The organism is Pseudarthrobacter adonitolis (assembly GCF_055412845.1).
On sequence record NZ_JBVAYW010000004.1, the window covers coordinates 189095 to 214983 of the forward strand.

Genomic DNA, 25889 nt, shown 5'->3' on the forward strand with positions numbered 1-25889 from the left:
GCCAGATATTTCTTCCGGAGCCGCAGCCCCGGCCAGTCCCGCCGTAGCTGGAGGACCCCGATCAGCGCTCCACGAGGATGCCGTCCGGATCGCACCAGACGGTGACGCCGGGACGGAAGGTCACGCCGTCGAGCACTACATCTACATCAACCTCACCGGCGCCGGTTTTGGCGCTCTTGCGCGGGTTGCTGCCCAGCGCCTTGACGCCAAGATCCAGTTGGGCGATCGCCTCGCGGTCGCGGATGGCGCCGTTAATTACGACGCCGGCCCAGCCATTCGCCACGGCGCTCTCCGCGATCATGTCCCCCATCAGGGCGGTGCCCAGCGAGCCGCTGCCGTCCACCACCAGCACGGCGCCGTTGCCGGGGGTGGCCAGTGTGGACTTGACCAGGGCGTTGTCCTGGAAGCAGCGGATGGTCCGCACCGGGCCGTTGAAGTGTGAACGGCCGCCGAGGGACTGGAACTGGAGGGATACGGACGCCAGTTCCTCGCCGTGCTCGTCGTACAGATCGGCGGTGTTGACGGGGCTGTTGGTGTTGCCGGCAGCAGATGCGGTCATTGGATCTCCAGGTGTTCAGTGTCGTCGTGGGCTGCGCGGCCGCGGCCGCGCTCCGTAAGGCAAGCGGGGCGATGCAGCCCACGATAGTCTGATTTTCAGAATCACCAACCGTTCCAGGGGGAACCAGCCATGAGCCTTTCCGACACACCCGCAGCACCGGATCCCAGCGCTGTACCGGATCCCGGCGCCGGGTCGGATCCCCGAGCAGGAGCGGAAAGCTCGACGGCGGCGCTCGCCGAACCCACGCGGAAGGTCACCGCGCGCTGGGTGACCGGGTTGGTGCTGGTCAACGTCGGCATCAACGCCGCCTTCTTCGGCCCCATCAATGTGTTCATCGGCCAGCAGGCCATCAGCATTGACGCCGTCAACAAGGAGGCCATCCTCTCCCTGGTGACGGGCTGCGGCGCCGCCGTTTCGCTGGTGGCCAACCCGCTCTTTGGGGCCCTGTCCGACCGGACGGTCTCCGGGTTCGGCCGCCGTGCCCCGTGGGTCCTGGCCGGCGCCGTCCTGGCCACGGCTGCCTTGCTGGCGATGTCCGGAGCCACCGCCGTGGCCCTCATGGTCCTCTTCTGGTGCCTGGTCCAGCTCGGCGCCAACGCAGCCTACGCCGCCATCACCGCTGCCGTCCCGGACCGTGTGCCGGTCCTGCAGCGCGGCGGGGTAGGCGGGCTGGCAGCCATGGGCCAGACCCTGGGAATCCTGCTCGGCGCAGTTTTTGGCGCGGTGGTCTCCGGAAACTTTATGGTGGGGTACACCATGTGTGCGGCCGCCCTGCTGCTCTCCGTGCTGCCGTATCTCTTCCACCGGAACGATCCGCCGCTCCCGCGGGAGGCCCGGCCGCCGTTCGCCTGGGCCGGATTCCTGCGCGGTTTCTGGGTCAGCCCTGCCCGCCACCCGGACTTCGCCTGGGCCTGGCTCACCCGCTTCCTGGTCAACGTGGGCAACCAGCTCACCATCGTCTACCTGCTCTTTTTCCTCCGGGACGTCATCAAGCATGAGGACCCGGCCCTGGGCGTCCTGATGCTCACGGGAATCTACGCTGTGATGGTCATGATCACCGCAGTGCTGGCCGGACCATGGAGTGACCGGGTGGGTAAACGCAAGCCGTTTGTGATCGGCTCGTCCGCCACGATCGCCACGGCGGGACTGATCATGGCCTTTTTCCCGGTGTGGCCGGGAGCCCTGGTGGGGGCCGCCGTGCTGGGCATCGGCTTCGGCGCCTACCTTGCAGTGGACTTCGCGTTGCTGACCCAGGTGCTCCCGCAGGCCGCTGACCGGGGGAAAGACATGGGGGTCATCAATGTGGCCAACTCCCTGCCGCAGGTGTTCGCCCCGTTGATCGCCTTCCTCTCCCTGCAGTTCCTCGGCGGGTACGTCACGTTGTTCACCACGGCCGCCGTCATCGGCCTGCTGGGAGCCGTGTTCGTGGTCAAAATCAAGGGGGTCGACTGACTCCGGCTTTTGCCTGTGCCGTATAGTTGAGGCGGACTGCAGGCCCACGGGATGAGGACTCTCCCTGCCGCCGCACCATAAGAACACAACCCCGGAATCCTGATGCCCGAGACACTTTCAGCCCATCCGTCCATGGCCGCCCGGCCCTCCACCCCGCGCCAGCGGCTGCGCTACACGCGCGTCCTTGAATCTGCCGCAGGGTTTGCCCGCAAGGGGCTGGAGTCAGTGGACCTCGCGGAAATTTCGGAAAAGTCCGGAGTGCCGCTGGGCACCATCTACCGCTATTTCCCCACCGCCAACCACCTGATGCTGTCCCTCTACCGCCAGCAGCTGGACGAGCTTCAGGGCCGGGCCCGCACGTCAGCGGCCAGCTTCGGCGGCCGGGCCCTCACCGGTGTGGTCATGGAGATCTTCCATATGCGGGTGATGCAGCCGGCAGTCGAGCAGTGCCTGAGCCGCTGCGTCTACCTCAAGGACAAGGACACCACCGCACTCCTGCATGAAATCGATGCCCTCAGCGAGACGGCGGTGGCCACCGCCTCCGACGACGCCGTAGCAGCCCGGGTGCTCCTGCTGACCGTCACTGGTCTGGTCCAGTCGGTCCGCAACCGCCGGCTCTCGCTTTTTGAGGCCGAAGAGGACCTCAAAAAGGCCTGCACCTTGCTTGCTCCGGTGGCTGCCCGGGGCCCGGGCTTGCCCATCGATCGGCGTAACTGGTCTAGACCAGGTGGGCAATAAATACGTCTTTATGCGGTGACGTGGGTCACAAAAGCGCCTGATTAAACGATTTGGCACGCGTCGGGACCCTCGAATGCACTTTCTGGGCGTGAGCGCTGTTTATTATTGCAGGACCGGAGTGGCTGGCAACCCGCATCTGCAAGGGCTTCACACCGGGCCCGCCACCTCTGGGCCCAAGAAGCAAACGAATTCCACCTTGAGCCTCCCTGTGCTTGAGCCTTTCTGCGCCGTGCGCCCACGGCTAGCCCCAGGAGACAACGACGTGTCCATAGACGTAATCGCACCTACCGACAATTCAGCAGCCACTGCGCTGACCGAGGCCGAGATCTTCGATGCCCACCAGGGCGGGAAGCTCTCGGTCACCAGCACGGTCCCGCTGTCCAACAAGCGCGACCTGTCCATCGCCTACACCCCCGGTGTGGCCGAGGTCAGCCGCGCCATCCACAACAACCCGGAGCTCGCCAAGACCCTCACGTGGGCGCAGCGCCTGGTGGTTGTGGTCAGCGACGGCACCGCGGTGCTGGGCCTGGGCAACATCGGCGCCGCCGCCTCACTGCCCGTGATGGAGGGCAAGTCCGCCCTGTTCAAGACTTTCGGCGAGCTGGATTCCATTCCCCTGGTCCTGAACACCACGGACGTTGATGAGATTGTGGAAACCCTGGTCCGTCTTCGCCCCAGCTTCGGCGCGGTCAACCTTGAGGACATCTCGGCCCCGCGTTGCTTCGAGCTCGAAGAGAAGCTCATCGAAGCCCTGGACTGCCCGGTCATGCACGATGACCAGCACGGCACCGCCGTGGTGGCCCTCGCCGCCCTGACGAACGCCGCCAAGGTCACCGGCCGCGAACTCGCAGGCCTCCGCGTGGTGGTTTCCGGCGCTGGAGCCGCAGGCATCGCCGTCGCCGAAATCCTGCTCGCCGCCGGCATCACGGATGTTGTCCTGCTCGACTCCAAGGGCGTCATCAATCGGGAGCGGGCCGACATTGCCGCCGACGCGCAGAGCAAGAAGTCCCAGATGGCACAGCGCAGCAACCCCCGCAGTGTCACGGGCGGCCCCGGCGAAGCGCTGCTGGGCGCTGACGTGTTCATCGGGGTTTCCTCCTCAAAGCTGGACGAGGCGCACCTGAAACTGATGAACGCCGACTCCATCGTGTTCGCCCTCTCCAACCCGGATCCCGAAGTCCTGCCCGAGGTGGCCGCCAAGTACGCCGCCGTGGTGGCCACCGGCCGCAGCGACTTCCCCAACCAGATCAACAACGTCCTGGCCTTCCCCGGAATCTTCCGCGGCGCGCTGGACGCCGGTGCCCGCCGGATCACGCCCGCCATGAAGCTTGCCGCGGCACGAGCCATTGCCGAACTCGCGGAAGCTGACCTTTCGGTGGACTACATCGTGCCCAGCCCGCTGGATCCGCGCGTTGCCCCGGCAGTGACGGCCGCCGTCGCCGCCGCCGTGGAAGCCTAGTAACCTCCGCAGCCACACACTGCCTTAGCGCCCGACGGCGGTGCCTCCCGCGCAGGGGACGCACCGCCGTCGGGCGTTAAACGGAGCTGACCGCTGCGCCACCCTAAACTGGGGCCCATGAACTCCGAAACCGTGGTGAGTATCCTGTGCGGCCTAGCGATCCTGGTGGGGGTGGCGGGCACCATCATCCCCGTCCTGCCCGGCAGCTTCCTGATCGGGCTCAGCTTGCTGGCGTGGGCCATCTGGGGCGGCGCCGGGACCGCAGGCTGGGTGGTCTTTGCAGTGGGAATGGTGTTTGTGCTGGCCGGCATGGCAGCCAGCGCTGTGCTGACCAGAAGGAAGCTCAGACAGCACAGCATCCCCAACCGCAGCGTGGTGATCGGTCTGGCGGCGGGCGTGGCGGGAATGTTCATCATCCCGGTGGTGGGGCTTTTTGTTGGCTTCGCCGTGGGCCTGCTGCTCAGCGAGTTCCTCCGCACCCGGAACCTCGGCACGGCAACGTCCACGAGTTGGGCAGCCCTGAAGGCCACCGGGCTTGGCATGCTGGTGGAGTTCGGGCTGGCGTGCCTGGCGGCCAGCACCTGGGTGATTGGGCTCTGGGTCGCCGCGGCCACGTAGGTCGGCCACGTAGCATGGAGAGATGACCGCGGGGGATGCCAGAGGACCGATCTACCGGGACACGCGTGACCTGACACCGTTCGGGAACGTCCACATGCAGACCCCCGTCCGTGAGCTCGCCGGCAGCGTGGGCGGGCTGATCCACGGTGTTCTGGGCGGCCGGGATGCCGCGCTTATCTCCGTGGACGGCGGCGTTCCCAGGCTCAAGCGGATGCCCGGAAAAGCGGCTAAAGCCGTGCACGATGCCATCTTCACCAGCAAAGAACCGGAACGGCTCATCGCCCTGGGCCGAACCTATCCGGGCTGGGCGGGGCTCTGCTCCGTCATGGCCGGCCTCCTGGCGTACCAGCACGGCGGCTACCTGCGCGCGTCCGAACTCCTCCAGCGCGGCTTGTCCATCAGGAACGACGACGACGCCAACCAGTATGCGGCCACGTACCTGACACGTGTGGTCACCCGGGTGGAGGTAGCCGAGCGCATCGAAGTCCCCGTGCTGTTCAGCCAGGAGTCGGTCTTCCTGGCCCTGTCCCACTCCTTGCGGGAGGCGGGACAGTCGGAAGCCGCGCTGCAGACGGTGGCCGGGTTGCCGCCGTCGTTGCCTTCAGCACTGGCGCGCTGTGCGCTGGCGTTCGCGCTGGGACGCGACAAGGAAGTGGTGATCTGGACGGAGGAGCTACTGAACTCGGACGACCTCTCGGCGGCCCTGCTGCTGCTCCGCGGACGCGCGTTGCGGCGGCTCGGCGCCCACACGCAAGCGCACGAGGCCCTGAAGGAGGTCCTCCGCCGTCGGAAAACGGACGTAGTGCTCCGCAACGACGCCCTCACGGACCGCGCCCTGCTGGTGCTGGACAACGGCCGCAAGTCGCTCAACCCGCGGGACTGGCTCCGCGGCCGGCAGGCGGAGCTTGAGACGTTCGAAGTCATCCGCAAGGACGTTGACGAGCGCCGGCTATGGGAGCAGGAGTGGGAAAACCTGGACGGGAAATAGGCTTCGGTGCGGGCGGCCTTATGGACGTGCCTTGTGGACCGGGCCGCCCCGGAGTACAACGGAGGCATGGGCGACGCAGTCCGGTCCTGGATGGAGAAGTACATCGCGGCGTGGACCACCAACAAACCGGAGGACATCCGGGCGCTGTTCACGGAGGAAGCCGTCTACGCCACCCGGCCGCATGATGCCGATGCATGGCGGGGGCGCGATCAGATCGTGGAACGCTGGCTGGAGGCTCGGGACGAACCCGGGAATTGGACCTTTGACTGGTCCGTGCTGGGCACCGACGGCGGGCTGGCCTTTGTGCAGGGTTTCACGCGCTACCTCGGTGACCGTCCCAGCTACGACAATCTGTGGGTCATCCGCATTGAACCGGACGGGCGGGCATCAGAGTTCACGGAATGGTTTATGGAGCGCAAAGCCTGAAGCGCTGTGCCTGACTTCTGCGCTTGAGCGCGGCGTCAGGCCTGCCCGGTGAGCCCGGCAACCAGCGGAACCAGCTGCTCTGAGAGGAGCGCCACGCCGAGGGCAACCATGATGATGCCGCTGGCCAGGGTGACTGTCCGCGCCGCGCCGGGCCGGGACTGCAGGAGTTTGCGGGCCAGCAGCGCCACACACGTGTAGACGGTGCCGGCCAGCAGGACAAATGTCAGGCCCAGCAGGCCGGACTGGACGGGGACCGGGAGGGCGGCTTCCGGGCTGACGAACTGCGGCACCAGCGCCACATAGAACAGCAGCCCCTTGGGGTTGATGCCGCTGGTGCCCATGCCCTGAAGGAAGGTGCGGAGCTGGTTGGCGGGCTTCCCGACGGCGTCTGCCGCACTGAAGGACGCGCCGCGCCAGGAGCGGAGCGTGCTGATGCCCAGCCACAGCAGGTAGCCCGCGCCGGCCACAGTGAGCCAGCCCAGGACGCCCGGCAGGCCGGACAGCAGGGCCGCGAGACCTGCCACCATCAGCAGCGTATGCAGGATGTAGCCACCACAAAGTCCGGCCACGGCCGGGACGAAGCTGCGCTGCCGCAGCCCGGCGGTGATGGAGTAGGCCCAGTCCACGCCGGGGGTGCAGGCGAGGGCGACGGCCACCAGCACAAAGGCGAAAAACAACTGGGGATTCATGGCGGGCTCCTGTCCGATGGGTACAGGACAAACCTTATGAAGTTTCGGGACATAAGTGCTTACTCTTTTCGCCCGCCAGAAGTGTGAATTGGTAAGATATTTGCGTGATTGACCATATCGACAGAAGTATTTTGCGCCACCTCAAGGAAGATGGCCGGATGACCGCCACGGCGCTGGCCGCGAAGGTCGGGCTCACGGTGGCACCGTGCCACCGGAGGCTCCGGGACCTGGAGACGTCAGGGGTGATCCGCGGCTACAAGGCGGACATCGATCCGGCCGCCGTCGGGCTGGGTTTCGAAGCCATTGTGTTTGTCACTTTGCGCCAGGTGGACCGCTCCACCATGGAGATCTTCGAGAACCGGGTGGCGGATAATCCCAACATTGTGGAGGCCCAGCGGCTCTTCGGCTCCCCGGACTACCTGCTGAAGGTCATCGCCGAGGACCTGCCTGGCTACCAGCGCTTCTACGACGCCGAACTCACGTCACTGCCCGGGGTTGAGCGGCTGACGTCCACGCTGGTCATGAAAAACCTGAAGTCCAATGCCGGGCCGCCGGTGTAGCCGCGTGCTTGTTGGTTCTGCGTTGCGTCCCTGCGTTGTGTCAGTCCGTGGGCCGGACGTGGACGATGATCACATGGGTGTCCTTGCCGCCGTCGTACCGGAGATCGTAGTTCACGTCCAAGCCCGTAGACGTACCGGACGTGATGGAGAAGTCGCTCTTTCGTTCCGGGTCTCGCTGGGCGCCGGCGATCCAACGTTCTGCGGAGTCGCCGTCGATCCCGTACCGCGCCACACCGTCCCGGATGAGCTCAAAATACTCGTCAGGAGAGCCAGCGGTGAGGAAGTAGGTGACCTCGCTGAAATCCGGCCGCTTGTTCGTGGTGTTCAAGCGGATGCGGTCCGTTTCCCCACTGATCTCGCCGCTCGGAGCAACGATGGTGAGCTTGATCTTTCCCGAGTCCCTGGTGTTGATCTCGGGCCCATAGCTGTCGTCAGTGACCCGTACAGCAGCCTTTTCCAGCTGTCCCGAGCTCATGTCCAGCCGTGCGGTCTTGGATTCGCGGATCTGGTCCACGCCGGCAGCGTCGAGGGTGGAAAATTCCGAGGTGCTCATGGTGCTCCCTTGAGAGGTCGGTTCGGTGGTGGTGCCACTGATTTGGCAGCCCGTCAGGGCAAGGCTTGCGGTCAGGGCAAGGAGTACGACGGCGGGCCGCCGCCTCTGGCGCCGAGGTGCGGTTGGGCATGTGGTCTTCACTGGTGGACCTCCGCGCGGAAGCCATCCACAAAGCGGTCCATGATGCCGGGGATGTTGTTGGTGGGGCGGTGGTGCTCCACGCGGTCGTTGAAGTCCGAACCGATGATCTGTGCTGCGCGTTCGGGATCCGTCGCCAGGAGTTTCTGATACGCCGGCAGGGTGTCCTGCCGGATGAGCTCCCACCGCTGATCCGCGTTGGAGATGTTCCCGTCGGGAAGCCCGGTGGTAAAGTCCGTGCGGAACTGGGTGGGGTTGTCCCAGTTGGTGAAGGGCACGTTTTCCGGGCCGGGACTCTCCGCGCTGAAGGTGTAGGGAAAGACTTCCGGATAGCTCTTTGCGCCCGGGATGGACGGCTCGCCGGCCAACGTGACCATGTACGTTACGGCCTCTCCGCCAGGGTGGTTGCGCATGTCGTCGTAATCGTCCGCGATGATCTCGTTCTGCTCGCGGTACAGGAGAGCGGTGTTGCCTTCCTGGATCAGGTCCGGGTCGCCGGAATCGATCTTGGCCCATTCCTCGGCGGTACCAGTATCGATGGCACCCGAGTCCCGCAATCTGTTGATTTCCTCGATTCCACCGTTCATGTAGGCCTCATGTTGGCGGGCTTGGTCCAGGAAGATCTCCTTGTTCATATCCAGCATGCTGGTCTCGTAATAACGGATCTCCTGGTCGGTCATGCCTGCGAGCTGCTCGATCTGATCAAGGTGGGGGAGCGGGATGTCCGAAGCCGGATTGTCCGCGATCTGCTGGGCGAGGTCCCGCAGCATGGCCATGTCCTTGAAGCCGCCCGCGAAGGACGGGCCGATCATGTTGGCCATGCCCGCCCACTGCAGGTCCGGGTTGGAGAGGTACGCCTGGCCGTAGAAGTCGTAGACCTTCTTGATGGTCTCCCAGTTGTGTTCAGTGCCTTTGGAGGTGTCCCAGGTGGCGGGGTCGATGCCCATGTCCAGCATGGCCTGGTTGTTCCAAAAGCCGCTGAGGAAATCCGCGTATTCCTTGGAGCTTTTGTCGATCAGCCCCGAATCGGCGGCCGCATCCATGGCGGCCTTTGCAGCCTCGGGGTTTTCAAGCGCCCACTGCCTGAATTCCTCGCCGCCGAGGTAGTCCTGGCGTTCTACGGGGGTCATGCCGTGCAGCCGGTCCGTCAGGTCCTGGGCAGCGCCGTCCCCGGAACCGCTGCCACCACTCCCGGAGCCACCACCGGAACCGGCCCCGTTGCTGGCCTTGTCCTGCTCGTTGGCGTTGGCCAGCAGCGTCTTGGATGCCGACTCCAGCCCGGCCGTTGCGGACTTCAGCAGCTTCAAGTGCGATGACGTCCAGTCGCTGCGGAAGCGCTCGCCGTCGTGCCCTTTCCAGGCGCCGGTGCTGAGGGCACTGCTGAGCTGCTGACCGAGCAGGCTCAACCTGTGGGCACCGCCTGCAAGGTCTTTGGCGAGCTGCCGCAATTGGGCCACGTCGCCGCCGTAAAAGTTCCCCGTCATGTTTCCCCCTGAATGGATTCCCGTGTCAGCCTAGCCGCGATGCGTCCGCGCGGGCGATGGGGAGAGCTCCCCTACAACCCGAAGGCCGGGTATGAATTCAGTCCTGCAGCAGCCCGGTGGTGCGGTAGGGGATGACTTCGCGCAGGAACATGCTGGTGGAGGTGCGGACGATTCCCGGGCAGAGCCGGATCTCCTCGGACACGCGGTAGAGGTCGTCCGGGCTGGTGGCCACCACGCGGATCAGCAGGTCGGTGTCGCCGGCAGGGGCATGGCATTCCAGGACCTCGGGGATTTTACGGAGCGCCGCGATAGCGTCGTTGAGGTGGCTCTGGTCCAGTTCGGCGCTGACGGCTGCCGCCACACCCCGGCCCAAGGCGGAGGGGAGCACCCGGCTGCTGTTGGGACGGAGAGCGCCCGACGCCGTCATCCGCTCCAGGCGCGACTGGACGGTCCCGCGCGCCAGGCCCAGTCGTTGGGCCAGCACCATGATGGGGACACGTGGGTCCTCGTCCAGGGCATTGAGGATGCGCTTGTCCGTGGCGTCCAATTGCTGCAATCTGATCAGTTCCTGTCGGAGTGTGTGGCCTCTATTAGTCAGACTGACCAACGAACGGCCTGCCAGTTGTGCCAACTGTATGGTGTCTGCTCAAATTGTGGCAACAAGGGCCGAGGCTACCGCCGAATCCCGCAGGCTACAGGAACCCCGGCACACCACCCGGAAACTGGACACCGCCTCCCGCAAGGAGGGCGCCGCTGATTGACACTTGTTCACACCACGGTCATTCTGCACACACGGCAAGAGCCCCTGAGCCACCGACGTCGGATCCCCGAAGTCATCGGTAGCTGAGGGGCTCTTGTGCTGTCCGGACTAGGGTTGATCCATGACCCCAGCCGGCCGCTTTGCCCCCAGCCCCTCCGGTGAACTGCATGTAGGAAACCTCCGCACCGCGATGCTCGCCTGGTTGTTTGCCCGGTCCACCGGCCGCGACTTCCTGCTGCGCGTCGAGGACCTTGACCGGGCGCGGGCCGGCGCAGAGGCGGAGCAACTCCGCGACCTGGCGGCCGTTGGCATGACGTGGGACGGCGCCGTCGTACGCCAGACGGACCGGGCTGCCGTCTACGCCGACGCGATCGAGCGGCTGACTGCTGCAGGCCTCACCTACGAATGCTTCTGCACCCGCCGCGAAATCCAGGAGGCGCCGTCGGCGCCGCACGCGCCGCAGGGCGCCTACCCGGGAACCTGCCGTGACCTCGATCCTGCTGAGCTGGAGTTCAAACGCTCCACCCGGCCTGCGGCCATCCGGCTCCGTGCCGGAACGACGGAGTGCACTGTAAGGGACCTGCTGCACGGCGATTTCACCGGTGTGGTGGACGATTTTGTCCTCCGCCGCAACGACGGTGTCACCGCTTACAACCTGGCCGTCGTGGTGGACGACGCCGCCCAGGGCATCGACCAGGTGGTGCGGGGCGATGACCTGCTGCCGTCCACGCCCAGGCAGGCGTATCTTGCGTCGTTGTTGAATATTCCCATTCCGGAGTATGCGCACGTGCCGTTGGTGGTGAATTCCGACGGCGCAAGGCTGGCCAAGCGCGACGGTGCCGTGACGCTGGCCGACCTCTCCCGCGCGGGCGTTTCCGCAGCTGATGTCCGGGATCTCATCCTGCAGTCCCTGGGGCTGCCCGCCGGGACTCTGGAAGATGCACTCACGGCGTTCCGGCCGGCGGACCTCCCGCGGGAACCATGGGTGTGGAGCGGCCCCTAGTAGGCCCGCGAACGGACACTTGCGGCCCTGCGCGTAGGCTTAAGCCATGTCGGAACCCGAATTCACTGAAGCCAAAATCCCTCAACCGGGATTCACTGTCGAGACCGCGAAAGTCCTGGCCGAGGTGGCCCACAACCGGCAGAAGGACAAGCTCAAGCGCCCTTACCGTGACCATGTGATTGCGGTAGGTGATGCCTTGGCAGATTTCGACGACGATATCCGGATTGCCGGTTACCTTCATGACATTGCCGAGGACACTCCCATCACCCGGCAAGCGCTGCTGGACATGGGCGTTTCCGAGCGGGCAGCGGACATCATCGAGCGGGTCACCAACCGGCTGCACGATAATCCTGATGATTATCAGGCCGGAATGGATTTCATCGCCGAGGACCACGACGCGGCACTCGTGAAGATCGCGGACAACGCCCACAATTCGCTGCCGGAACGGGTGAGGGCTCTGGCCGCGAAGTGGCCGGACAAGCCGCCCGTCACCAAGTACCGGGATGCCCGTCCGGTGCTGTACGCCGCCGTCGACGTCGAGGAAGTCCGCAAGATCCTTGCGCGGGTTAATCCTTGGCTGCTGGACGAGTTGAACGACAGGCTCGACGACGAAGACGACACGGATTACGAGAACCTGACGTACGACGACGCTCCAATCGTCGAGCCGGCCCCGGTGGTTGAGGAGAAGTAGCCGCTGCCGGCGCGGAGGGCCTCAAGTGTCCCTTCGCGCTGGAACGGGGCATAATTGTCCGTTCGAGCCGCAGCGCCGGGGGTTTAGACCCGCCCCAGCGCGTCGATGTCCTCAAGGAACAGCTCGTGGACTTCCTGGCTCACGGTGGTCCGGGTATCACCGATCGCGTCGAGGTAGTCCTCCGTGCAGGGCCCCTTCCGGACCGCCTCGCGGACTGAAACGTTGCCGCCGGAAGCCGCGCCGCCGTCGTCGTACACTGCCTTTTCCAGCGCACGCTGGGAGGCGCTGCGGGCGGCGTACTCAATGTCCGCGGGGGAGAAGCCCTCGGTCCGTTCCACCAGGAGCTCCACGTCCACGTCGTCCACCACGGTGGCCGGGATGAAGCGCTGCCACATGGCTTCGCGGGCCTGGCGGTCCGGGAGGCCGATGGGGATGACGTAGTCGAACCGGCCGTGCCGCAGGAAGGCGGTGTCCAGCGCGCGGATGAAGTTGGTGGCGCACACCAGCAGGCGGCCGGGCTGTTCGCGGAACGCCGGGATGATCTTTAGGAGCTCGTTCGTGACGCCCTGCAGGGGCGACGGCGGCTCACCCGAACGCTGGGACGCGATCTCCTCCACTTCGTCGATGAACACCACACAGTGTTCCAGCTCCGCGATCTCCAGGAACGTTTCGCGCAGCGCCCCGGCGAGGCCCTTGGGATCGGAGGCCAGCCGGGACGGGAAAACCTCCACGAATGGCCACTCGAGCCGGGACGCGATGGCCTTCGCAAACGTGGTTTTGCCAGTGCCGGGAGGACCAAACAGCACCACGGCGCGCGGCGGCACCACACCGTATTCATCCGCGAGGTCGGCCTCCGCGAGGGGCAGGACCAGCCGGCGCTCCAGGAGTTCCTTTTCCTTGCGCATGCCGGCGACGTTTTCCCACAGGTCGCGGGCGAGGATCCGGCCGCCCAGCTGGCCCAGCGCGCCCAGCTCCTGCCGCTGGACGGGGATGGTCCGCTCGAAATAGCGCAGGTTCTTCTTGAGCGCGAAACCGCGGCTGAGGAAAGCCTCCACCCGGGTCTCCGCTTCCGGCATCAGCGCGGAGAGTTTGTTGAGGCCGTGCGGGGCCATGCGGTTTTCGACGGCGGCGAGAAGCGACGTGCCGATCCCGCGCCCGCGGTATTCAGGCAGCGTGGCCAGGAAGACGATCCAGCCCTGGTCATGCGCGGCGCGTCCGACGGCGGCGCCCACCACCTGATCGCCCTGCACCGCCACCACCGCGTGGTCCTTCTCGCAGGATGCCAGTACCTCGGAGAGGGCATAGACGGGCTCCACATCAGAGGCCTTGAGCGACTCCCAGAGGTGCAGGATCCCGTCCAGGTCCGCTGCATGAAAATCCCTGATGCGCCAGTTGGTCATGCCGTGTCTCCCGGGTGGTTCGTCATTGAACGGGTCAGTTGGACAGCACCCTTGAGGGCGCCGGCGCCGAGGGCGCTCTGCTGAGCATAGGCGATCCGCCCGCGGCGAAGGGTTGCGGGAGCGTTGCATTACGACCGGAAGGTAACGGGCTACAGCTTGGCAGCCTCGCCCTTGGAGCCCTTCCAGAGAGGGTGCGGGCGGCGGCTGCCGTCGGTATGCACCACCAGAACCGGGCAGGCAGCGTGTGAGACGCAGGCTGAACTCACGGACCCAAGATGCACCCTGAAGCCGCCGTGCCCACGGCGGCCTACCACCAGCATCGCGGCGTCCGCGCCGGCTTCCACCAGTTTGGCCGGCGCCGGGCCGCGAAACGCAGCGCCTGCACCGATGAATCCGAGCCATCCACGCCTACAACAATCTTTGCTTCGGATTGTCCATCACGGTTCTCCTTCAAGGAAAAACGGGTGACGCCGTCGTATGCGCCTTGCCTTTCAGACCTTGATCGGAACGGGGTGGACCTCGTCCGCGGGGTGACCTGCACGCTCATGGATACGTCGTACAGCGTCCGCGGACGGGGCCTCGGACAGGCGGTAACCAAGCCTGACTCGGGATCGGCCCAGGCAGATTTAAAGTCAACGCTTTCGTCGCTTTGACTGGCGAGATCGGCGTCGTGGGCCGCTTGAAGGGCTTCCTGGGTGATTCCGGTCATGTTGCGATGAACATCCATGAATTCCGGCATGAAAATGATGCTCCTGAACTGGGTTCGCCGTTGATACAGCAGGATGTTGCCGACGCCAGACCTGACCTGCGCGCTCGTCAAGAGAACAAGGGAAGTGACAACGGCGGCACCTGGGTTCCGTGTCTGGAGAACCCGGGTGCCGCCGTCGGACGTCACTGCCGGCTGGCCGGCGGGGCGCTATTTCTTGAACGTCTCCGCCGGCGGGTTGGCGACCACGGGAGCTGTGCCCGTGAAGCCTTCGCGGGTTTCGGCGATCTCACGGATGCGGGTGCGGCAGGCGTACCAGCCCACCACCATCAGGGCGGAAGCGATTGCTGTGACCAGCATGGTGAGGGGTGAGTCGATGAAGACCATCACCAGCACGCCCACGAGGAAGAGCAGTGAGAGGTAGCCGGTGTAGGGGGCGCCGAACATCCGGAAGGACGGGCGCTTGAGCCAGCCTTTGTCCGCCCAGCGCTTGAGCTGGATTTGGCAGAGCACGATGGTTGCCCAGGTCATGATGATGCCCACGGAGGCGACGTTCAGCACGATCTCGAAGGCCTGCGCGGGCATCAGGTAGTTCAGCGGGACGCCCAGCAGGGACACTCCGGCGGTGATGGCGATGCCGCCGTAGGGGACGCCGGCCTTGTTCATCCGGCCCGCGAACTTCGGGGCGGAGCCGTTCACGGACATGGAGCGCAGGATACGGCCGGTGGAGTACAGGCCGGCGTTGAGGGAGGAGAGCGCGGCGGTGAGGACCACGAGATTCATGATGACGTCCACGCCCTGGATGCCGATGGAGCCGAAGAACGTCACGAAGGGGCTGACGCCCTTTTCGTAGGACGTGTAGGGCAGCAGCAGGGCGAGCAGGATGACGGAGCCGACGTAGAAGACGGCGATCCGGAAGACCACGGAGTTGATGGCCTTGGGCATGATCTTTTCCGGGTTCTCGGTCTCGCCGGCGGCGGTGCCCACGAGCTCGATCGAGGCGTAGGCGAACAGGACACCCTGCATGAGGATGATCATGGGGAGGAGGCCGTTGGGGAAGACGCCGCCGTTGTCGGAGAGGAGGCTGAGGCCCACCTGCTGGCCGTCCACGGGGGTGCCGAAGATGACGAAGTAGGTGCCCACCACGAGGAAGATGACCAGGGCGGCGACCTTGATCAGGGCGAACCAGAATTCCATCTCGCCGAAGACCTTCACGGAGACGAGGTTCAGGCAGAGCACCACTACCAGGGCGATGAGGGCCCAGGCCCACTGCGGTACTTCGGCCATCCAGGGGATGTAGTTGCCGAAGAAGTTCATGTAGAGCGCGGCGGCGGTGATGTCCACGATGGTGGTGGTGGCCCAGTTGATCCAGTAGAACCAGCCGGAGACGAACGCCGCTTTCTCGCCGAAGAATTCGCGGGCGTAGGAAACAAAGGATCCCGACGTCGGGCGGTGCAGCACCAGTTCGCCCAGCGCGCGCAGGATGAGGAACGCGAAGAAGCCGCAGACGGCGTAGGCGATGACGAGTGACGGGCCGGCGGCGTTGAGGCGGCCACCGGCACCGAGGAACAGGCCCGTGCCGATCGCACCGCCGATCGCGATCATCTGGATCTGCCGCGGCTTGAGGTTCTTGTGGTAACCCTTATCCTCCGCGTGCAGGGCCGATTCGGTGGCGTGCGCCTGGGGCGGCACCGTGTGGTCCGTTACGACCTGCTTTTGGGCAGTGTCCTGTTGGGGAGTTGTCATGCGGTGTCCTTTGGGGGTGGTTGGGTGGGCGGGTGGGGATTATTTGCTGAGGTTCGCCAGGCGCTCAGGACTGAGGAGTTCCTGGAGCTGGGCGGCGGTGAGCATGCCGTGCTCGAGCACGAGTTCGGCCACGCCCTTGCCGGTGGCCAGAGCCTCCTGGGCGATGGCGGTGGCGGTGGCGTAGCCAAGGTGGGGGTTAAGGGCGGTGACCAGGCCGATTGACTGTTCCACGGTGAGCCGGAGGTGCTCGGTGTTGGCGGTGATGCCCCGGACACAGCGTGCCGTGAGGGTGCGGCAGGCTGCTTCCAGGTGGGAGATGCTCTTGTGGAGGCTGTGGACAATGATGGGTTCGAAGGCGTTGAGCTGGAGCTGCCCGGCTTCGGCGGCCATGGTGATGGTGACGTCGTTGCCGATGACCTCATAGGACACCTGGCTGACCACCTCCGGGATGACCGGGTTGATCTTGCCGGGCATGATGGAGGAGCCGGACTGGACGGCCGGCAGGTTGATCTCGCCGAAGCCCGCGCGGGGGCCGGAGGAGAGCAGGCGGAGGTCGTTGCAGATCTTGGAGAGCTTCACGGCAACGCGCTTGAGCACGCCGGACAGGTGCACAAAGGCGCCCACATCCTGGGTGGCTTCGATGAGGTCGACGGCGGTGACCAGGGGGAGCCCGGTGATCTCGGCCAGGTGCCGGCAGGCTGCCTCGGCGTAGCCGGCGGGGGCGTTCAGGCCGGTGCCGATGGCTGTGGCGCCAAGGTTGATTTCGTGGATGAGCAGCTCAGCCTCGGCCAGGCGCAGCCGGTCCTCGCCGATGGTGATGGCGTAGGTGCCGAACTCCTGGCCCAGCGTCATGGGGACGGCGTCCTGCAGCTGCGTGCGGCCCATCTTCACCACGGTGCGGAATTCCAGTGCTTTGGCGGCGAAGGCCTCTTCGAGTTCGGCCAGTGCGTCCAGCAGTTCCCGGCCGGCGAAGATGGTGCCCAGTTTTACGGCGGTGGGGTAGACGTCGTTGGTGGACTGGCTGAGGTTGACGTGGTCGTTGGGGTGCAGGCGGGCGTAGTCGCCCTTGGGGTGGCCCAGGATTTCGAGGGCGCGGTTGGCGATGACCTCGTTCGCGTTCATGTTCGACGACGTCCCGGCACCGCCCTGGATCACGTCCACCACAAACTGGTCGCTGAGCTGGCCGTTCATCACGTCGGTGCACGCCTGCTCGATCGCCTGGCCGCGTTCGGCGTCCAGCAGGCCCAGTTCGCGGTTGGTGCGGGCGGCGGCAAGCTTCACGGCGGCCAGTCCCCGGACCAGGTGCATGTTGGAGGACAGCGGCTGCCCGGTGATGGGGAAGTTTTCCACGGCGCGGAGCGTGTGGACGCCCCAGTAGGCGTTGGCGGGGACGTCGCGGTCACCCAGGAGGTCGTGCTCGGACCGGGTTTCGGGGACGGCATCCACGGTGGTCAGGTTGGTGGGGTTGGACATGGAGGTCCTCACAGGGCTTCGTTGACGGGCGTGGATAGGAAATCTGTGGGCTGCAGCAGGCCCACTTTGTGGCCGCCGCCCAGGACAGGGGCGGCGGCGATGCCGGCGAGCGGCGCGGTGTCCACGCCGAGGGATTCAAGCACGTGGACGGTGGCGGGCATCCGGGCGCGGTCGCCGCCGTCGGAAATCTTTACGGCAACTGCGCGGCCATCCGACAGGCCGACGAGCTGCACACCTTCAAAACCGTCCTTCGCCACCGAGCCGGGGAGCAGCCGCATCAGCTCGGTGACGTCCCGGCGCTCGCCGGCCACCATGTCAGGGTGATGCCGCATGGCGAGTCCGACGGCGGCTTCCGCAAGCAGCGGGGCGGTCCCGCCGTCGTCGGAGGTGCGGACCGAGGCTGCGGCGGCCGCGATGGCGCCGAACGCCCGGGCCATGCCGCGGAGGGTGAGGGCGAAGAGGGGTGTCCCGCAGCCGTCCGTGCTGCGGGCGAAGGGCTCCTCGCCGGTCAGCTCGGTGACGGTGGTCGCGATCAGCTGCTGCAGCGGGTGCGACGGGTCGAGGTAACCCTTGACCGGCCAGCCGTTGATGACGCACGTGGCGGCCATGGCGGCGTGCTTGCCGGAGCAGTTTTGGGTCAGCTGCGTGGCGTGGAAGCCGGAGCGCAGCCAGTCCTCGCGCTCGCTGGTACCGTACGGCATGTCGGTGCTGTTCTCGAGGTCGGCCACGGTGAGCCCGTGCATAGCGAGGATGCGCTGGGTGCCGCCGCGGTGTTTGGCTCCGCCGGAGTGGCTGGCAGCGGTCAGGGCGAGCAGTTCCGCAGGGAGGTTCAGGCCGGCTCGGACCATGCCTACGGCCTGCAGCGGCTTGAGGGAGGAGCGCGGGTAGAACGGGGCCAGGGGGTCGCCTGCCTCTGCCAGGATTGAGCCGTCGGGTGCGGTGGCGATGGCCGAGCCATAGTGGACGCTTTCCACCATTCCGTCGCGGGTGGCGATCACCAGGGATGCGTGCTGCGGGAGCTTTCCGGATTCGGTGGCGGCGGTGCTGGTGGCGAGGCCGGGTGCGGGGGTGCCGGTGGCAGCAGTCTGGGCAGCGGAAAGGGCAGGGGCTGGCATGGAGTCCTTGGGCTACTTGTTAAGGATGGAATCGAGGGCCACGCCCACGGCGCGGAGGTGTTCGGCCATGGCCAGGCTTGCGGCCTCGGCGGAGCCGGCCTCGATGGCCGCGAGGATCTGCTGGTGCTCGGTGTCCGACGCGTGCTGGCGGTCGGCCACCATGTTCAGGGTTTCCGACTGGAAGGCCAGGGCTCCCCGGATGTCGGCCACCACACTGGCGAACACTTTGTTGCCGCTGGCGCGGGCGATCGCGGCGTGGAAGCTGGAGTCCAGGGCAACCCAGGATTGGGGGTCCGTTTCCGTCGTCATGGCGGCCACGATGTGCCGCAGGGTCTCGAGTTCCTCGTCCGTCCGGCGCTGGGCGGCAAGTCCTGCTGCCGGAACCTCGATGTGCGGGCGGGCCTCGGTGAGGTCCCGCGCGGAGTAATGCCCCAGGGTCAGGTCACTGGCTATCTTGTTGGCGACCGCAAACGTGCCCTTGCCGGTCTTGGTGACGGTCAGGCCCAGGGCGGTGCAGGAGCGGAGCGCCTCGCGGATGACCGAGCGGCTGACCCCGTACTGCTGCGCGAGCATCGCCTCGGAGCCGAGTTTGCCGCCCACGGCCACGGTGCCGGATTCGATGTCCGCGCGGATGGCGTTGAATACTGCTTCCGCCGCGCTGAGCCGGGCCAGTGGCTGGGCGTCGAATGGCCGGGCTCCGGGCATCTCCGCTTCGGGTGGCTGGTGGCCGGAGGACATCGCAGGCTGTCCTGCTGTCCGGCTGTCTGACAGGTTCACGCATCAAATATGGCACGGGTCACACGGGGTGTCAATGTCGGGGTCAGGAAAAGCGTGGATCGCGGGATGGTCCCGCTGCGGACGTCCTGCCAGCCGATGGCCTGGGCGTGAGTATCGACCATAAGGAGAACGCGGTGGCATCCCGTGACTGGACCGAGCCGGAAATCGCTGCGATTGTGGCGAGCTATCTCGCGATGCTAAGGCTGGAAGTGCTCGGGCAGCCCTACAACAAGACGAATTTCAGGGATCGGTTGTTGCCGTTGCTGAGCAACCGGAGCGCTTCCTCGGTCGAATTCAAACACCAGAAAATCTCCGCAGTGATGTTGCGGCTGGGCCTGCGCCCGATAAAGGGATACCAGCCTGCTAAGAACTTTCAGCATGCCCTGATTGCTGAGGTTGAGGCACAACTGGCCACGGCGCCATCCATCGTCGAGCAGATCCTGACCGAGGCGCTTCATACGCCTGACCCATCAGCCGTTGGCCCTCTTGACCTCGCGGGGTCGCCGATTCCCGAGATTGTCCTACCCGAAAGGGCGGCTGGCCCGCCTTCCGCCCGCCACTACGACTACGCAGCCGTTGAAGCAAGCAACCGGAGGTTAGGCGAAAGCGGCGAGTTGGCGGTCGTCGAACTTGAGCGGCGCCGCCTGCATGGCGCTGCGAAGACCGAGTTGGCTGACGCCGTCGAGCATGTGTCCAAAACCCGCGGGGACGGACTCGGCTATGACGTCCGCTCGTTCGAAACCAGTGGCAAGCAACGTCTCATCGAGGTCAAGACGACCAAGTCGCGGGCGGAGACCCCTTTCTTTATTACTCGAAATGAACTACCTGGCCGTCCCCAAAATCGGCTGAACCCGCGTGAACCCGGACGCAACCAAAAAAATCTCACCGGTACGTTCGTGCCGATCCAGGTCTGTTCAGGAATCCGTAATCGGCGTATGCTTCCTGCGGGAACGCAAAACGGCACGATCGTACCGATGGGAGCGCTATGACGAAAACACTCGCTGATTTGGTGGCCGCTGAGGTCCGCTCGCGGCGCGGCCAGTTGGGCCTCACCCAGCAGGACCTTGCCGACATGGCAGGCGTGTCCGAGCGCTTTGTCCGCTTTGTTGAGCAAGGCAAGCTGAGCGTTCAGCTGGATTCCCTAACGGCGGTGCTGGAAACCTTGGGCCTAGAGCTGCGGCTTGTCACAGGAACCAGCCAGGCCGCCCGCGGGCTCACAGGCCCGGCCGGTGAGCCCGCCAGCGTCCGGGAACCACAGCCATGAGGCACCGCATTGCCGACATCTACAAGGCCGGAGTTCTCGCCGCGATGCTTGAACGGCACGACGGCGGCACCCGGTTCAGCTACGCGCCAGCGTACCTCGCGTCCGGGGGACCCGCCGTCGCCAGTTCCCTGCCGCTCACCAGCGCGCCCGTCGATTCAGCGGCGGGGGCGGCGCCGCCCTATTTCACCGGCCTCCTGCCGGAAGGCCGCCGGCTTAACGCGCTGCGGCGGTCCATCAAGACCAGCGCCGATGACGACCTGTCCCTGCTGATCGCCGCCGGCGGGAACCCGGTGGGCGACGTCCAGATCGTAGGCCACGGCGAAGCTTTGGACCCGGACGAGCACGCTGTCCAGCTGGATCCCAAACTGCCGGTTGACTTCGACAAGTTGCTCGGCGATCCGGACCTGATCGACCCCGTGGCGCTGGCCGGCGTGCAGGACAAGCTGTCTGCCGGCATGATCTCGCTCCCTGTGGCCAGCGCCGGTAAGCGGTTCATCCTCAAACTCAACGCCCCCGAATTCCCGCATGTGGTGGAGAACGAGCTGGTGATGTTCCGGTATGCGGCCAGGCTGCGGATTCCGTTGAGCCGGGTCCGGCTGATCCGGGATGTCGCGGGCCGGCCCGGGCTTCTGGTGGAGCGCTTCGATCGCGTCCCGGTCCCCGGTGGCGGGCCCGACGACGTTCGGCGGCTGGCGGTGGAGGACGGGGCCCAGGTCCTGAAGCTCTACCCGGCGGACAAGTACAACGTGGCTTATGGGCAGGTCTGCCAGGCTTTGGCCGACTACTGCTCGGCGCCTCTCCCGGCACTCCGGAACCTGGCCATCCAGGGGGCTTTTGCGTGGCTGAGCGGCAACGGGGACCTGCACGCCAAGAACGTTTCCATGGTCCAGCAGCCGCATGGGGAGTGGACCATCGCCCCTGTCTACGACATTCCCTCCACAGTGGTCTATGGGGACAAAACCCTTGCGCTGACCCTGAGCGGGAAGCGGAGCGGGATCTCGCGCCGCCACTTTGTGGGCTGGGCCGCGGACTTGGGACTGAGTGACCGCACGGCCGCCCAGGTGGTGGAGCTCGCCCTGAAAGCGTCAGGTCCGCTGATCACCGACCTGGAGGCAGGCGCCGCGTTTGCCGGGCGCGGGCGTCCGCAGAAGAACGACGGCGGCGGCTCGCCGTTTCCTGACATGGTCACCAGGGCGTGGGTGAAGGAACTCAAGCACCGCAGGCGCTTGCTGGAAGGCTGAGGCACCCGCGGTGACTACCGTCGTCGTGCGTGGCTAGAGGTGCTGGATGCCTGCCCGCTGCATGGCGTCCTTGTAGACGTCCACACTCTTGGTCAGGAGGTCCTCCTGTTTGGCTTCAGAAACAGCGAAGGCCCGCCCGCCGAGCGCGCTGGCCTTGTAGATCTTGATGCCGCTGTTCTTCAGGGAAGAGTGGTAGGTCTTTTCGAAGAGGGTGAGGAACGTGGAAGCGTCCGTGCCGTGGGCGATGACTGCGGAGACGCGCCGGTTGATCTTGAGGAACTGCCGGAAGGGCCGCAGGCCGTCAGTCTTCTCCTGGACGTTCAGCGCCGACGGAAGCTCCGGATCACGCACCCACGGGTAAGCATTCCACGGCATCACATAGCGCGGATCAAGCTCTGCTAGTTCGTAAATCTGGGTGGCGCGGCGGGCGGCTTCGTCGTCGTTGAAATGGGAGACGAAGCCGGATTCGGTGCCCTTGCCCGGACTGACGTGGAGGCTGACGATCCGGCATTCGTCCTCGTCGTGCACGGGGTCGATGTAGGGGACGACGGACCCTGGCTTCTTTTCCATCAGTTCATCGCAGAGCTGCGTTACCGCCGCGATGTTTGGTTCCTGTAGCAGGGCCTTTTTTTCGTCCCAGTCAATCGTCACGATCTCTCCCTCAGCAGCACGGCGTCCAGAAACAGGCGTCTAAGCCCACTCTACGCTTTTGGACGTTTAGGTGCGCAGTGCAAAGTTAGCTCCGGACCGGCGCCCGGCCGGGTAACGTCATCATGATGAACAGGAAAACGCTCAAGTCCGACGGCTTCGCCGGCTTCCGGAGCTTCGACAGCCTTGAGATCATGAGGGTTCCGCAGGGCACTGGCGTGTTCGCCGTTCTTCGGCCGAACGAGTTCGAGCCCCACTTCCTGAAGATCAGCACCGCCGGGACCTTCAAGAAAAAGAATCCCACCCTGCCTGCGGAAGCCATACTGGCGGAATGGGTGGACGGTGCGGACATTCTCTATGTTGGCAAAGCGGGGCTGGGAAGCAAGGGCAACCGCGGACTCCGGAATCAGATCAAGGAGTTCCTGGATTTTGGGCGAGGCAGGCCGCCGGGCCACTGGGACGGCAGGCTCATCTGGCAGTTGACCCACACGGATGAACTCATCATCGCGTGGAAAGAGGTGCCCGCCGAAGACGTAAACCAAGCGGAGGCCGGGTATCACGCAGCCTTTGTTGCGGACCATGGCCGGCTGCCGTTCGCGAATCTCGTGCAGGCGCGCGTCAGGACCTAAGAGCCCTTAAGTCGTTCCATCTCACGGCGGTCTTTCTTGGTGGGCCGTCCCGCGCCACGGTCCCGCTGGGGGAGCCCCAGTGCCGGCGCCACAGGTCGGGGCGGTGTGTGGTCGGTGAAGCAGTGCGAGGCGGCCTCTGCGCCCACGCGTTTGGCGATCAGGCGGCGGACTTCGAGGGTGCGTTCGAAGCCGGACATCCGCACCGTGACGGTGTCGCCCGTGACCAGAGTGGCCGAGGCCTTCGCCGGGCTGCCGTTCAGCCGCACATGCCCGGCCCGGCACGAAGCGGTGGCGGCCGAGCGTGTTTTGTAGGCGCGGATCGCCCATAGCCACGCATCAATGCGGACGCTGGCGGGGGAGGATGGAAGGCTGGTCATGGCTGGCACCGAGTATACGGCGTCGCCTTCACGGAACGATGACCTTGCCACCTTCCACGAGCAGGAACACTATAAAGGGACTTACTACTACCGGAAGGTAGCAAGGCCATGGCACACCAAAACGGCAGCGCCACCGGGCTTCTCCGCGGCAAGACTGCCCTGATTTACGGGGCCGGCGGGTCGATCGGCGGCGCAGTAGCCAAGGCGTTCGCCGCTGAAGGGGCCACCGTCCACCTAGCCGGCCGCACCCAGGAGAAGCTGGACATAGTGGCCCGGGACATTGGTGAAGCAGGCGGCATCGCCCAAACCGCCGTCGTCGACGCCCTGGACGAAAGCCAGGTGAACGCGTTCGTTGACGGGGTGGCGAAGAAGGCCAAGCGGATCGACATCACCTTCAACCTGATCGCCTACCGCGACGTGCAGCAGCCACTGATGGAGATCTCTGCGGAGGACTTCGCCCAGCCCATCACCACCGCAGTCCGCACCCACTTCCTCACTACCCGCGCTGCCGCCCGGCACATGCTCAAGCAGCGCTCAGGCGTGGTGCTGATGTTCGGCGGTTCCGGCCAGCAGACCTTCCAAGGGCTGGGCGGTTTCAAGATCGCGCTGGACGCGATGGAGGGGCTCCGGCGTCAATGGGCGGTGGAGCTGGGGAAATCCGGCATCCGCGTGGTCACGATCGTCACCGGCAGCATCATTGAAACCATTCCCTGGCAAATGGAGGGGCGCGACGACGTCATTGCGAGCATCAGCGCCGCCGCACACCTCAACCGCACCGCCACACTGGAGGACGTGGGCAACGTCGCGGCCTGGATCGCCTCGGACAGGGCTGGAGCCATCACCGACGCCACCGTCAACATCTCCAGCGGCACGGTCGTGGACTACTGAAAAGTGGCCCTTAGTCCCAGCTCACCCACTCCAGCAGGAGCTCCTACGCTTCGCGGCTTGCGGGGGATTTGGTTTGCGCCGGATCGCGTTCGGCAAGTGAGCCGATGGCGTCGTCGATCTTCTTCATGGTCTCCGGCTCCAGCGTCACACCCGCGGCAGCCACCGTGTCCGCGAGCTGCTCAGGGCGGGAGGCTCCCACAATGGCCGAGGCAACGTTCGGGTTCTGCGGCGGCCGCGGAGCGCGCGGCCCGCCACCTGTCAAGGCGCCGCCGGATGCGCCGCCCGGCGCTTCACCGAAGTTCATGGTGCCCAGTGTGAGCGGGCTGATGGGCGTGCCCGACCGGCCGAACACACGAAGTTCGCCGAGGCTCATCCACGGCTCCTCACAATCGATGGTCCACGCGGATTGCTGTGGATCGTCACGACGCTACACAAATTCGGCGCTGGGCCGCAGGAGAGCCCCACAGTGCTTCGCTTTTCGTAGCACGGGTAACGCGGGCCGGAGCAGTGACGGTTTGTGACGCCCAGGCACAGCGCCGTCCTCAGCGCCGGTCGGCGGGCAGCTTGGCCTTGAGTGCGTTCGCGTGGCCGGACAGCGACACCAGCGAGCCGGTGTCCAGCAGGGATAACGGTGCCGGGGCGGGCGGCTTCGTGAACGAGCGGGCAGCCCCAATGGCGGTGTTCTCACGGTTGGCGTTGTCGCGCCCAGGGTTGTCCTGATGCAGCGCCGACTCCACGAGCGGGGCCACCGCTTCGACCTTCGCTGCGGGAACGGAGGGGCCGGGAAGATCGCGCACCGAGACCTTGATTTCCGGGGCGGCGGCTCGGGCGCGCGCCATGGCCCGGGCATCCGCATCGGCCACAGCGACGGCCCAGTCCTCGGCGAGCACCGGTGCTTCCTTGCGGGCCGCGGTGAGCAGGGGGTGATGTTCCACCGCATCGTGGAAGCGAGGCCGGAGTTCGGATGGTTTCAGGAAGTTGCGGCCGTCTCGAAGGGCCTTGCGCCAGTCGCGCGGCGTGCTCACTACGGCCACGGCAGCCGTACTGTGGGCGCGAGCGCCGTCGTCGTGCGTTGCGACGGGGGTATCCGACGGCGGCCCGGGCTCCCCGGTCAGCCGGACCAGTGGGAGGGTTTCGTTTTTCGGGAGCCGCCGGAAGAGGACCATCACGGTCAGCACAAACAGCCGCCCGACGCCGGCAAGCAGCAGGGTGATGACAACCAACAGGACCAGGCCCAGGAACATCAGGAACGCCAGGCCGAGCGTGCCGAAAAAAGTCAGATTGAGGGCAATCGTCGTCGAATCTCCCACGTCACCTCTCCTCTCTGCCGGCGGCGGAGTCCGGCCCGGCACCCATCACCACGGGCAACAGCCCTCCACCACCTTACGGACTATTTTTCGGTCCTGCGGGCTTCAGGCGGGGTTCGTCCGAGGTTGTTTCGAAGCTGTTACCGGATATGTCAACGGCTCCTGCGCCTATAGTCGGAAAGGGAAGCCACGAGGCCGCC

Annotated in this window: 28 protein-coding genes and 2 pseudogenes; 14 read left to right on the top strand and 16 right to left on the bottom strand. The window is 65.8% G+C overall.

Going from position 1 to position 25889, the window contains the following annotated elements:
* Positions 1–61: 61 nt before the first annotated feature.
* On the bottom strand, positions 62–559 hold the full coding sequence (rraA, locus tag ACZYZ4_RS07000; RefSeq protein ID WP_463859400.1) for a ribonuclease E activity regulator RraA: 498 nt from the start codon (positions 557–559) through the stop codon (positions 62–64).
* A 129-nt stretch (positions 560–688) separates the two neighbouring features.
* Here rraA and ACZYZ4_RS07005 point away from each other — a divergent pair, with 129 nt between their 5' ends.
* The 6 genes from ACZYZ4_RS07005 to ACZYZ4_RS07030 all read left to right on the top strand — a co-directional run bounded on the left by ACZYZ4_RS07005 (position 689) and on the right by ACZYZ4_RS07030 (position 6240).
* Entirely contained in the window at positions 689–2011 is a 1323-nt protein-coding gene (locus ACZYZ4_RS07005) for an MFS transporter (protein ID WP_463859402.1), read from the top strand.
* Between the two features lie 102 nt (positions 2012–2113).
* Positions 2114–2749: a TetR/AcrR family transcriptional regulator gene (locus tag ACZYZ4_RS07010; protein ID WP_463859404.1), complete on the top strand. Its 636-nt coding sequence runs from the start codon at positions 2114–2116 to the stop codon at positions 2747–2749.
* A gap of 262 nt (positions 2750–3011) precedes the next feature.
* A complete protein-coding gene (locus tag ACZYZ4_RS07015; RefSeq protein WP_463859405.1) occupies positions 3012–4208 on the top strand; it encodes an NAD(P)-dependent malic enzyme in 1197 nt (398 codons plus the stop codon).
* Positions 4209–4325: 117 nt separating this feature from the next.
* A complete protein-coding gene (locus ACZYZ4_RS07020; protein WP_463859407.1) occupies positions 4326–4826 on the top strand; it encodes a DUF456 domain-containing protein in 501 nt (166 codons plus the stop codon).
* 22 nt (positions 4827–4848) lie between these two features.
* Complete coding sequence (locus ACZYZ4_RS07025) at positions 4849–5814, top strand: hypothetical protein (protein WP_463859409.1); 966 nt, start codon at positions 4849–4851, stop codon at positions 5812–5814.
* A gap of 66 nt (positions 5815–5880) precedes the next feature.
* Positions 5881–6240, top strand: a complete 360-nt coding sequence (locus ACZYZ4_RS07030; protein WP_463859410.1) for a nuclear transport factor 2 family protein — start codon at positions 5881–5883, stop codon at positions 6238–6240.
* A 35-nt stretch (positions 6241–6275) separates the two neighbouring features.
* On the opposite strand, the gene ACZYZ4_RS07035 is transcribed toward ACZYZ4_RS07030, so the two are convergent.
* Positions 6276–6929: a LysE family translocator gene (locus ACZYZ4_RS07035; RefSeq protein WP_463859412.1), complete on the bottom strand. Its 654-nt coding sequence runs from the start codon at positions 6927–6929 to the stop codon at positions 6276–6278.
* 104 nt (positions 6930–7033) lie between these two features.
* Between ACZYZ4_RS07035 and ACZYZ4_RS07040 the strand changes: the two genes are divergently transcribed.
* Entirely contained in the window at positions 7034–7489 is a 456-nt protein-coding gene (locus ACZYZ4_RS07040; RefSeq protein WP_111908273.1) for an Lrp/AsnC family transcriptional regulator, read from the top strand.
* Between the two features lie 40 nt (positions 7490–7529).
* Here the strand turns inward: ACZYZ4_RS07040 and ACZYZ4_RS07045 are convergent, their stop codons facing one another.
* From ACZYZ4_RS07045 to ACZYZ4_RS07055, 3 genes are all read right to left on the bottom strand, one after another.
* Entirely contained in the window at positions 7530–8042 is a 513-nt protein-coding gene (locus tag ACZYZ4_RS07045) for a hypothetical protein (RefSeq protein WP_463859414.1), read from the bottom strand.
* A gap of 137 nt (positions 8043–8179) precedes the next feature.
* Complete coding sequence (locus ACZYZ4_RS07050) at positions 8180–9664, bottom strand: WXG100 family type VII secretion target (RefSeq protein ID WP_463859416.1); 1485 nt, start codon at positions 9662–9664, stop codon at positions 8180–8182.
* 97 nt (positions 9665–9761) lie between these two features.
* On the bottom strand, positions 9762–10220 hold the full coding sequence (locus tag ACZYZ4_RS07055; protein WP_463859418.1) for an Lrp/AsnC family transcriptional regulator: 459 nt from the start codon (positions 10218–10220) through the stop codon (positions 9762–9764).
* 325 nt (positions 10221–10545) lie between these two features.
* Here ACZYZ4_RS07055 and gluQRS point away from each other — a divergent pair, with 325 nt between their 5' ends.
* Positions 10546–11427, top strand: a complete 882-nt coding sequence (gene gluQRS, locus ACZYZ4_RS07060) for a tRNA glutamyl-Q(34) synthetase GluQRS (RefSeq protein WP_463859420.1) — start codon at positions 10546–10548, stop codon at positions 11425–11427.
* 46 nt (positions 11428–11473) lie between these two features.
* Entirely contained in the window at positions 11474–12118 is a 645-nt protein-coding gene (locus tag ACZYZ4_RS07065; protein ID WP_463859422.1) for an HD domain-containing protein, read from the top strand.
* Between the two features lie 83 nt (positions 12119–12201).
* Here ACZYZ4_RS07065 and ACZYZ4_RS07070 read toward each other — a convergent pair whose 3' ends face one another.
* The 7 genes and pseudogenes from ACZYZ4_RS07070 to ACZYZ4_RS07100 all read right to left on the bottom strand — a co-directional run bounded on the left by ACZYZ4_RS07070 (position 12202) and on the right by ACZYZ4_RS07100 (position 19335).
* Complete coding sequence (locus ACZYZ4_RS07070) at positions 12202–13518, bottom strand: ATP-binding protein (RefSeq protein ID WP_463859424.1); 1317 nt, start codon at positions 13516–13518, stop codon at positions 12202–12204.
* A gap of 149 nt (positions 13519–13667) precedes the next feature.
* Positions 13668–13865: pseudogene (locus ACZYZ4_RS07075) on the bottom strand (universal stress protein); the annotation flags it as partial.
* Positions 13826–14257 (bottom strand): nickel-binding protein, encoded by a 432-nt coding sequence (locus tag ACZYZ4_RS07080; RefSeq protein WP_463859483.1) that lies wholly within the window; start codon positions 14255–14257, stop codon positions 13826–13828. The gene ACZYZ4_RS07080 and the pseudogene ACZYZ4_RS07075, both read right to left, overlap by 40 nt.
* Positions 14258–14434: 177 nt before the next feature.
* Positions 14435–15970 (bottom strand): amino acid permease, encoded by a 1536-nt coding sequence (locus ACZYZ4_RS07085; RefSeq protein WP_463859426.1) that lies wholly within the window; start codon positions 15968–15970, stop codon positions 14435–14437.
* A 39-nt stretch (positions 15971–16009) separates the two neighbouring features.
* The gene (locus ACZYZ4_RS07090) at positions 16010–17443 is read right to left on the bottom strand and encodes an aspartate ammonia-lyase (protein WP_463859428.1); all 1434 of its coding nucleotides are present in this window, start codon (positions 17441–17443) and stop codon (positions 16010–16012) included.
* 8 nt (positions 17444–17451) lie between these two features.
* Positions 17452–18558, bottom strand: coding sequence for an asparaginase (locus ACZYZ4_RS07095; RefSeq protein ID WP_463859430.1), 1107 nt, complete (start codon positions 18556–18558; stop codon positions 17452–17454).
* A 12-nt stretch (positions 18559–18570) separates the two neighbouring features.
* On the bottom strand, positions 18571–19335 hold the full coding sequence (locus ACZYZ4_RS07100; RefSeq protein WP_463859432.1) for a FadR/GntR family transcriptional regulator: 765 nt from the start codon (positions 19333–19335) through the stop codon (positions 18571–18573).
* Between the two features lie 107 nt (positions 19336–19442).
* On the opposite strand from ACZYZ4_RS07100, the gene ACZYZ4_RS07105 reads away from it, so the two are divergent.
* The 3 genes from ACZYZ4_RS07105 to ACZYZ4_RS07115 are packed head-to-tail and all read left to right on the top strand — an operon-like array spanning position 19443 to position 21840.
* Entirely contained in the window at positions 19443–20324 is an 882-nt protein-coding gene (locus tag ACZYZ4_RS07105) for a protein NO VEIN domain-containing protein (RefSeq protein ID WP_463859434.1), read from the top strand.
* The gene (locus ACZYZ4_RS07110; protein WP_463859436.1) at positions 20321–20599 is read left to right on the top strand and encodes a helix-turn-helix transcriptional regulator; all 279 of its coding nucleotides are present in this window, start codon (positions 20321–20323) and stop codon (positions 20597–20599) included. The genes ACZYZ4_RS07105 and ACZYZ4_RS07110 overlap by 4 nt, the downstream gene beginning before the upstream one ends.
* A complete protein-coding gene (locus ACZYZ4_RS07115; RefSeq protein ID WP_463859438.1) occupies positions 20596–21840 on the top strand; it encodes a type II toxin-antitoxin system HipA family toxin in 1245 nt (414 codons plus the stop codon). The genes ACZYZ4_RS07110 and ACZYZ4_RS07115 overlap by 4 nt, the downstream gene beginning before the upstream one ends.
* Positions 21841–21873: 33 nt before the next feature.
* Here the strand turns inward: ACZYZ4_RS07115 and ACZYZ4_RS07120 are convergent, their stop codons facing one another.
* Entirely contained in the window at positions 21874–22491 is a 618-nt protein-coding gene (locus tag ACZYZ4_RS07120; protein ID WP_463859439.1) for a uracil-DNA glycosylase family protein, read from the bottom strand.
* A gap of 122 nt (positions 22492–22613) precedes the next feature.
* On the opposite strand from ACZYZ4_RS07120, the gene ACZYZ4_RS07125 reads away from it, so the two are divergent.
* Entirely contained in the window at positions 22614–23117 is a 504-nt protein-coding gene (locus tag ACZYZ4_RS07125; RefSeq protein WP_463859440.1) for a hypothetical protein, read from the top strand.
* Here the strand turns inward: ACZYZ4_RS07125 and ACZYZ4_RS07130 are convergent.
* Positions 23114–23494 carry an RNA-binding S4 domain-containing protein gene (locus tag ACZYZ4_RS07130; RefSeq protein WP_058930777.1) on the bottom strand — a complete coding sequence of 127 codons (381 nt, stop codon included), beginning with the start codon at positions 23492–23494 and terminating at the stop codon, positions 23114–23116. The two genes, ACZYZ4_RS07125 and ACZYZ4_RS07130, sit on opposite strands and share 4 nt — an antisense overlap.
* 108 nt (positions 23495–23602) lie before the next feature.
* On the opposite strand from ACZYZ4_RS07130, the gene ACZYZ4_RS07135 reads away from it, so the two are divergent.
* Entirely contained in the window at positions 23603–24382 is a 780-nt protein-coding gene (locus ACZYZ4_RS07135; RefSeq protein WP_463859442.1) for an SDR family NAD(P)-dependent oxidoreductase, read from the top strand.
* 43 nt (positions 24383–24425) lie between these two features.
* Here ACZYZ4_RS07135 and ACZYZ4_RS07140 read toward each other — a convergent pair.
* Both ACZYZ4_RS07140 and ACZYZ4_RS07145 read right to left on the bottom strand, forming a co-directional pair.
* A pseudogene (locus ACZYZ4_RS07140) lies at positions 24426–24608 on the bottom strand (aldo/keto reductase); the annotation flags it as partial.
* A gap of 316 nt (positions 24609–24924) precedes the next feature.
* Positions 24925–25692, bottom strand: a complete 768-nt coding sequence (locus ACZYZ4_RS07145; RefSeq protein WP_463859444.1) for a hypothetical protein — start codon at positions 25690–25692, stop codon at positions 24925–24927.
* Positions 25693–25889 lie beyond the last annotated feature (197 nt).

Excerpts from the sequence above, each read along its gene's own strand:
- ACZYZ4_RS07030 (WP_463859410.1), top strand. The coding sequence starts at position 5,881 with ATGGGCGACGCAGTCCGGTCCTGGATGGAGAAGTACATCGCGGCGTGG.
- ACZYZ4_RS07035 (WP_463859412.1), bottom strand. The coding sequence starts at position 6,929 with ATGAATCCCCAGTTGTTTTTCGCCTTTGTGCTGGTGGCCGTCGCCCTC.
- ACZYZ4_RS07065 (WP_463859422.1), top strand. The coding sequence starts at position 11,474 with ATGTCGGAACCCGAATTCACTGAAGCCAAAATCCCTCAACCGGGATTC.
- ACZYZ4_RS07070 (WP_463859424.1), bottom strand. The coding sequence starts at position 13,518 with ATGACCAACTGGCGCATCAGGGATTTTCATGCAGCGGACCTGGACGGG.
- ACZYZ4_RS07025 (WP_463859409.1), top strand. The coding sequence starts at position 4,849 with ATGACCGCGGGGGATGCCAGAGGACCGATCTACCGGGACACGCGTGAC.
- ACZYZ4_RS07050 (WP_463859416.1), bottom strand. The coding sequence starts at position 9,664 with ATGACGGGGAACTTTTACGGCGGCGACGTGGCCCAATTGCGGCAGCTC.
- ACZYZ4_RS07135 (WP_463859442.1), top strand. The coding sequence starts at position 23,603 with ATGGCACACCAAAACGGCAGCGCCACCGGGCTTCTCCGCGGCAAGACT.
- ACZYZ4_RS07090 (WP_463859428.1), bottom strand. The coding sequence starts at position 17,443 with ATGTCCAACCCCACCAACCTGACCACCGTGGATGCCGTCCCCGAAACC.
- ACZYZ4_RS07095 (WP_463859430.1), bottom strand. The coding sequence starts at position 18,558 with ATGCCAGCCCCTGCCCTTTCCGCTGCCCAGACTGCTGCCACCGGCACC.
- ACZYZ4_RS07045 (WP_463859414.1), bottom strand. The coding sequence starts at position 8,042 with ATGAGCACCTCGGAATTTTCCACCCTCGACGCTGCCGGCGTGGACCAG.
- rraA (WP_463859400.1), bottom strand. The coding sequence starts at position 559 with ATGACCGCATCTGCTGCCGGCAACACCAACAGCCCCGTCAACACCGCC.
- ACZYZ4_RS07080 (WP_463859483.1), bottom strand. The coding sequence starts at position 14,257 with ATGCCGGAATTCATGGATGTTCATCGCAACATGACCGGAATCACCCAG.
- gluQRS (WP_463859420.1), top strand. The coding sequence starts at position 10,546 with ATGACCCCAGCCGGCCGCTTTGCCCCCAGCCCCTCCGGTGAACTGCAT.
- ACZYZ4_RS07110 (WP_463859436.1), top strand. The coding sequence starts at position 20,321 with ATGACGAAAACACTCGCTGATTTGGTGGCCGCTGAGGTCCGCTCGCGG.
- ACZYZ4_RS07130 (WP_058930777.1), bottom strand. The coding sequence starts at position 23,494 with ATGACCAGCCTTCCATCCTCCCCCGCCAGCGTCCGCATTGATGCGTGG.
- ACZYZ4_RS07005 (WP_463859402.1), top strand. The coding sequence starts at position 689 with ATGAGCCTTTCCGACACACCCGCAGCACCGGATCCCAGCGCTGTACCG.
- ACZYZ4_RS07115 (WP_463859438.1), top strand. The coding sequence starts at position 20,596 with ATGAGGCACCGCATTGCCGACATCTACAAGGCCGGAGTTCTCGCCGCG.
- ACZYZ4_RS07125 (WP_463859440.1), top strand. The coding sequence starts at position 22,614 with ATGATGAACAGGAAAACGCTCAAGTCCGACGGCTTCGCCGGCTTCCGG.
- ACZYZ4_RS07085 (WP_463859426.1), bottom strand. The coding sequence starts at position 15,970 with ATGACAACTCCCCAACAGGACACTGCCCAAAAGCAGGTCGTAACGGAC.
- ACZYZ4_RS07010 (WP_463859404.1), top strand. The coding sequence starts at position 2,114 with ATGCCCGAGACACTTTCAGCCCATCCGTCCATGGCCGCCCGGCCCTCC.
- ACZYZ4_RS07020 (WP_463859407.1), top strand. The coding sequence starts at position 4,326 with ATGAACTCCGAAACCGTGGTGAGTATCCTGTGCGGCCTAGCGATCCTG.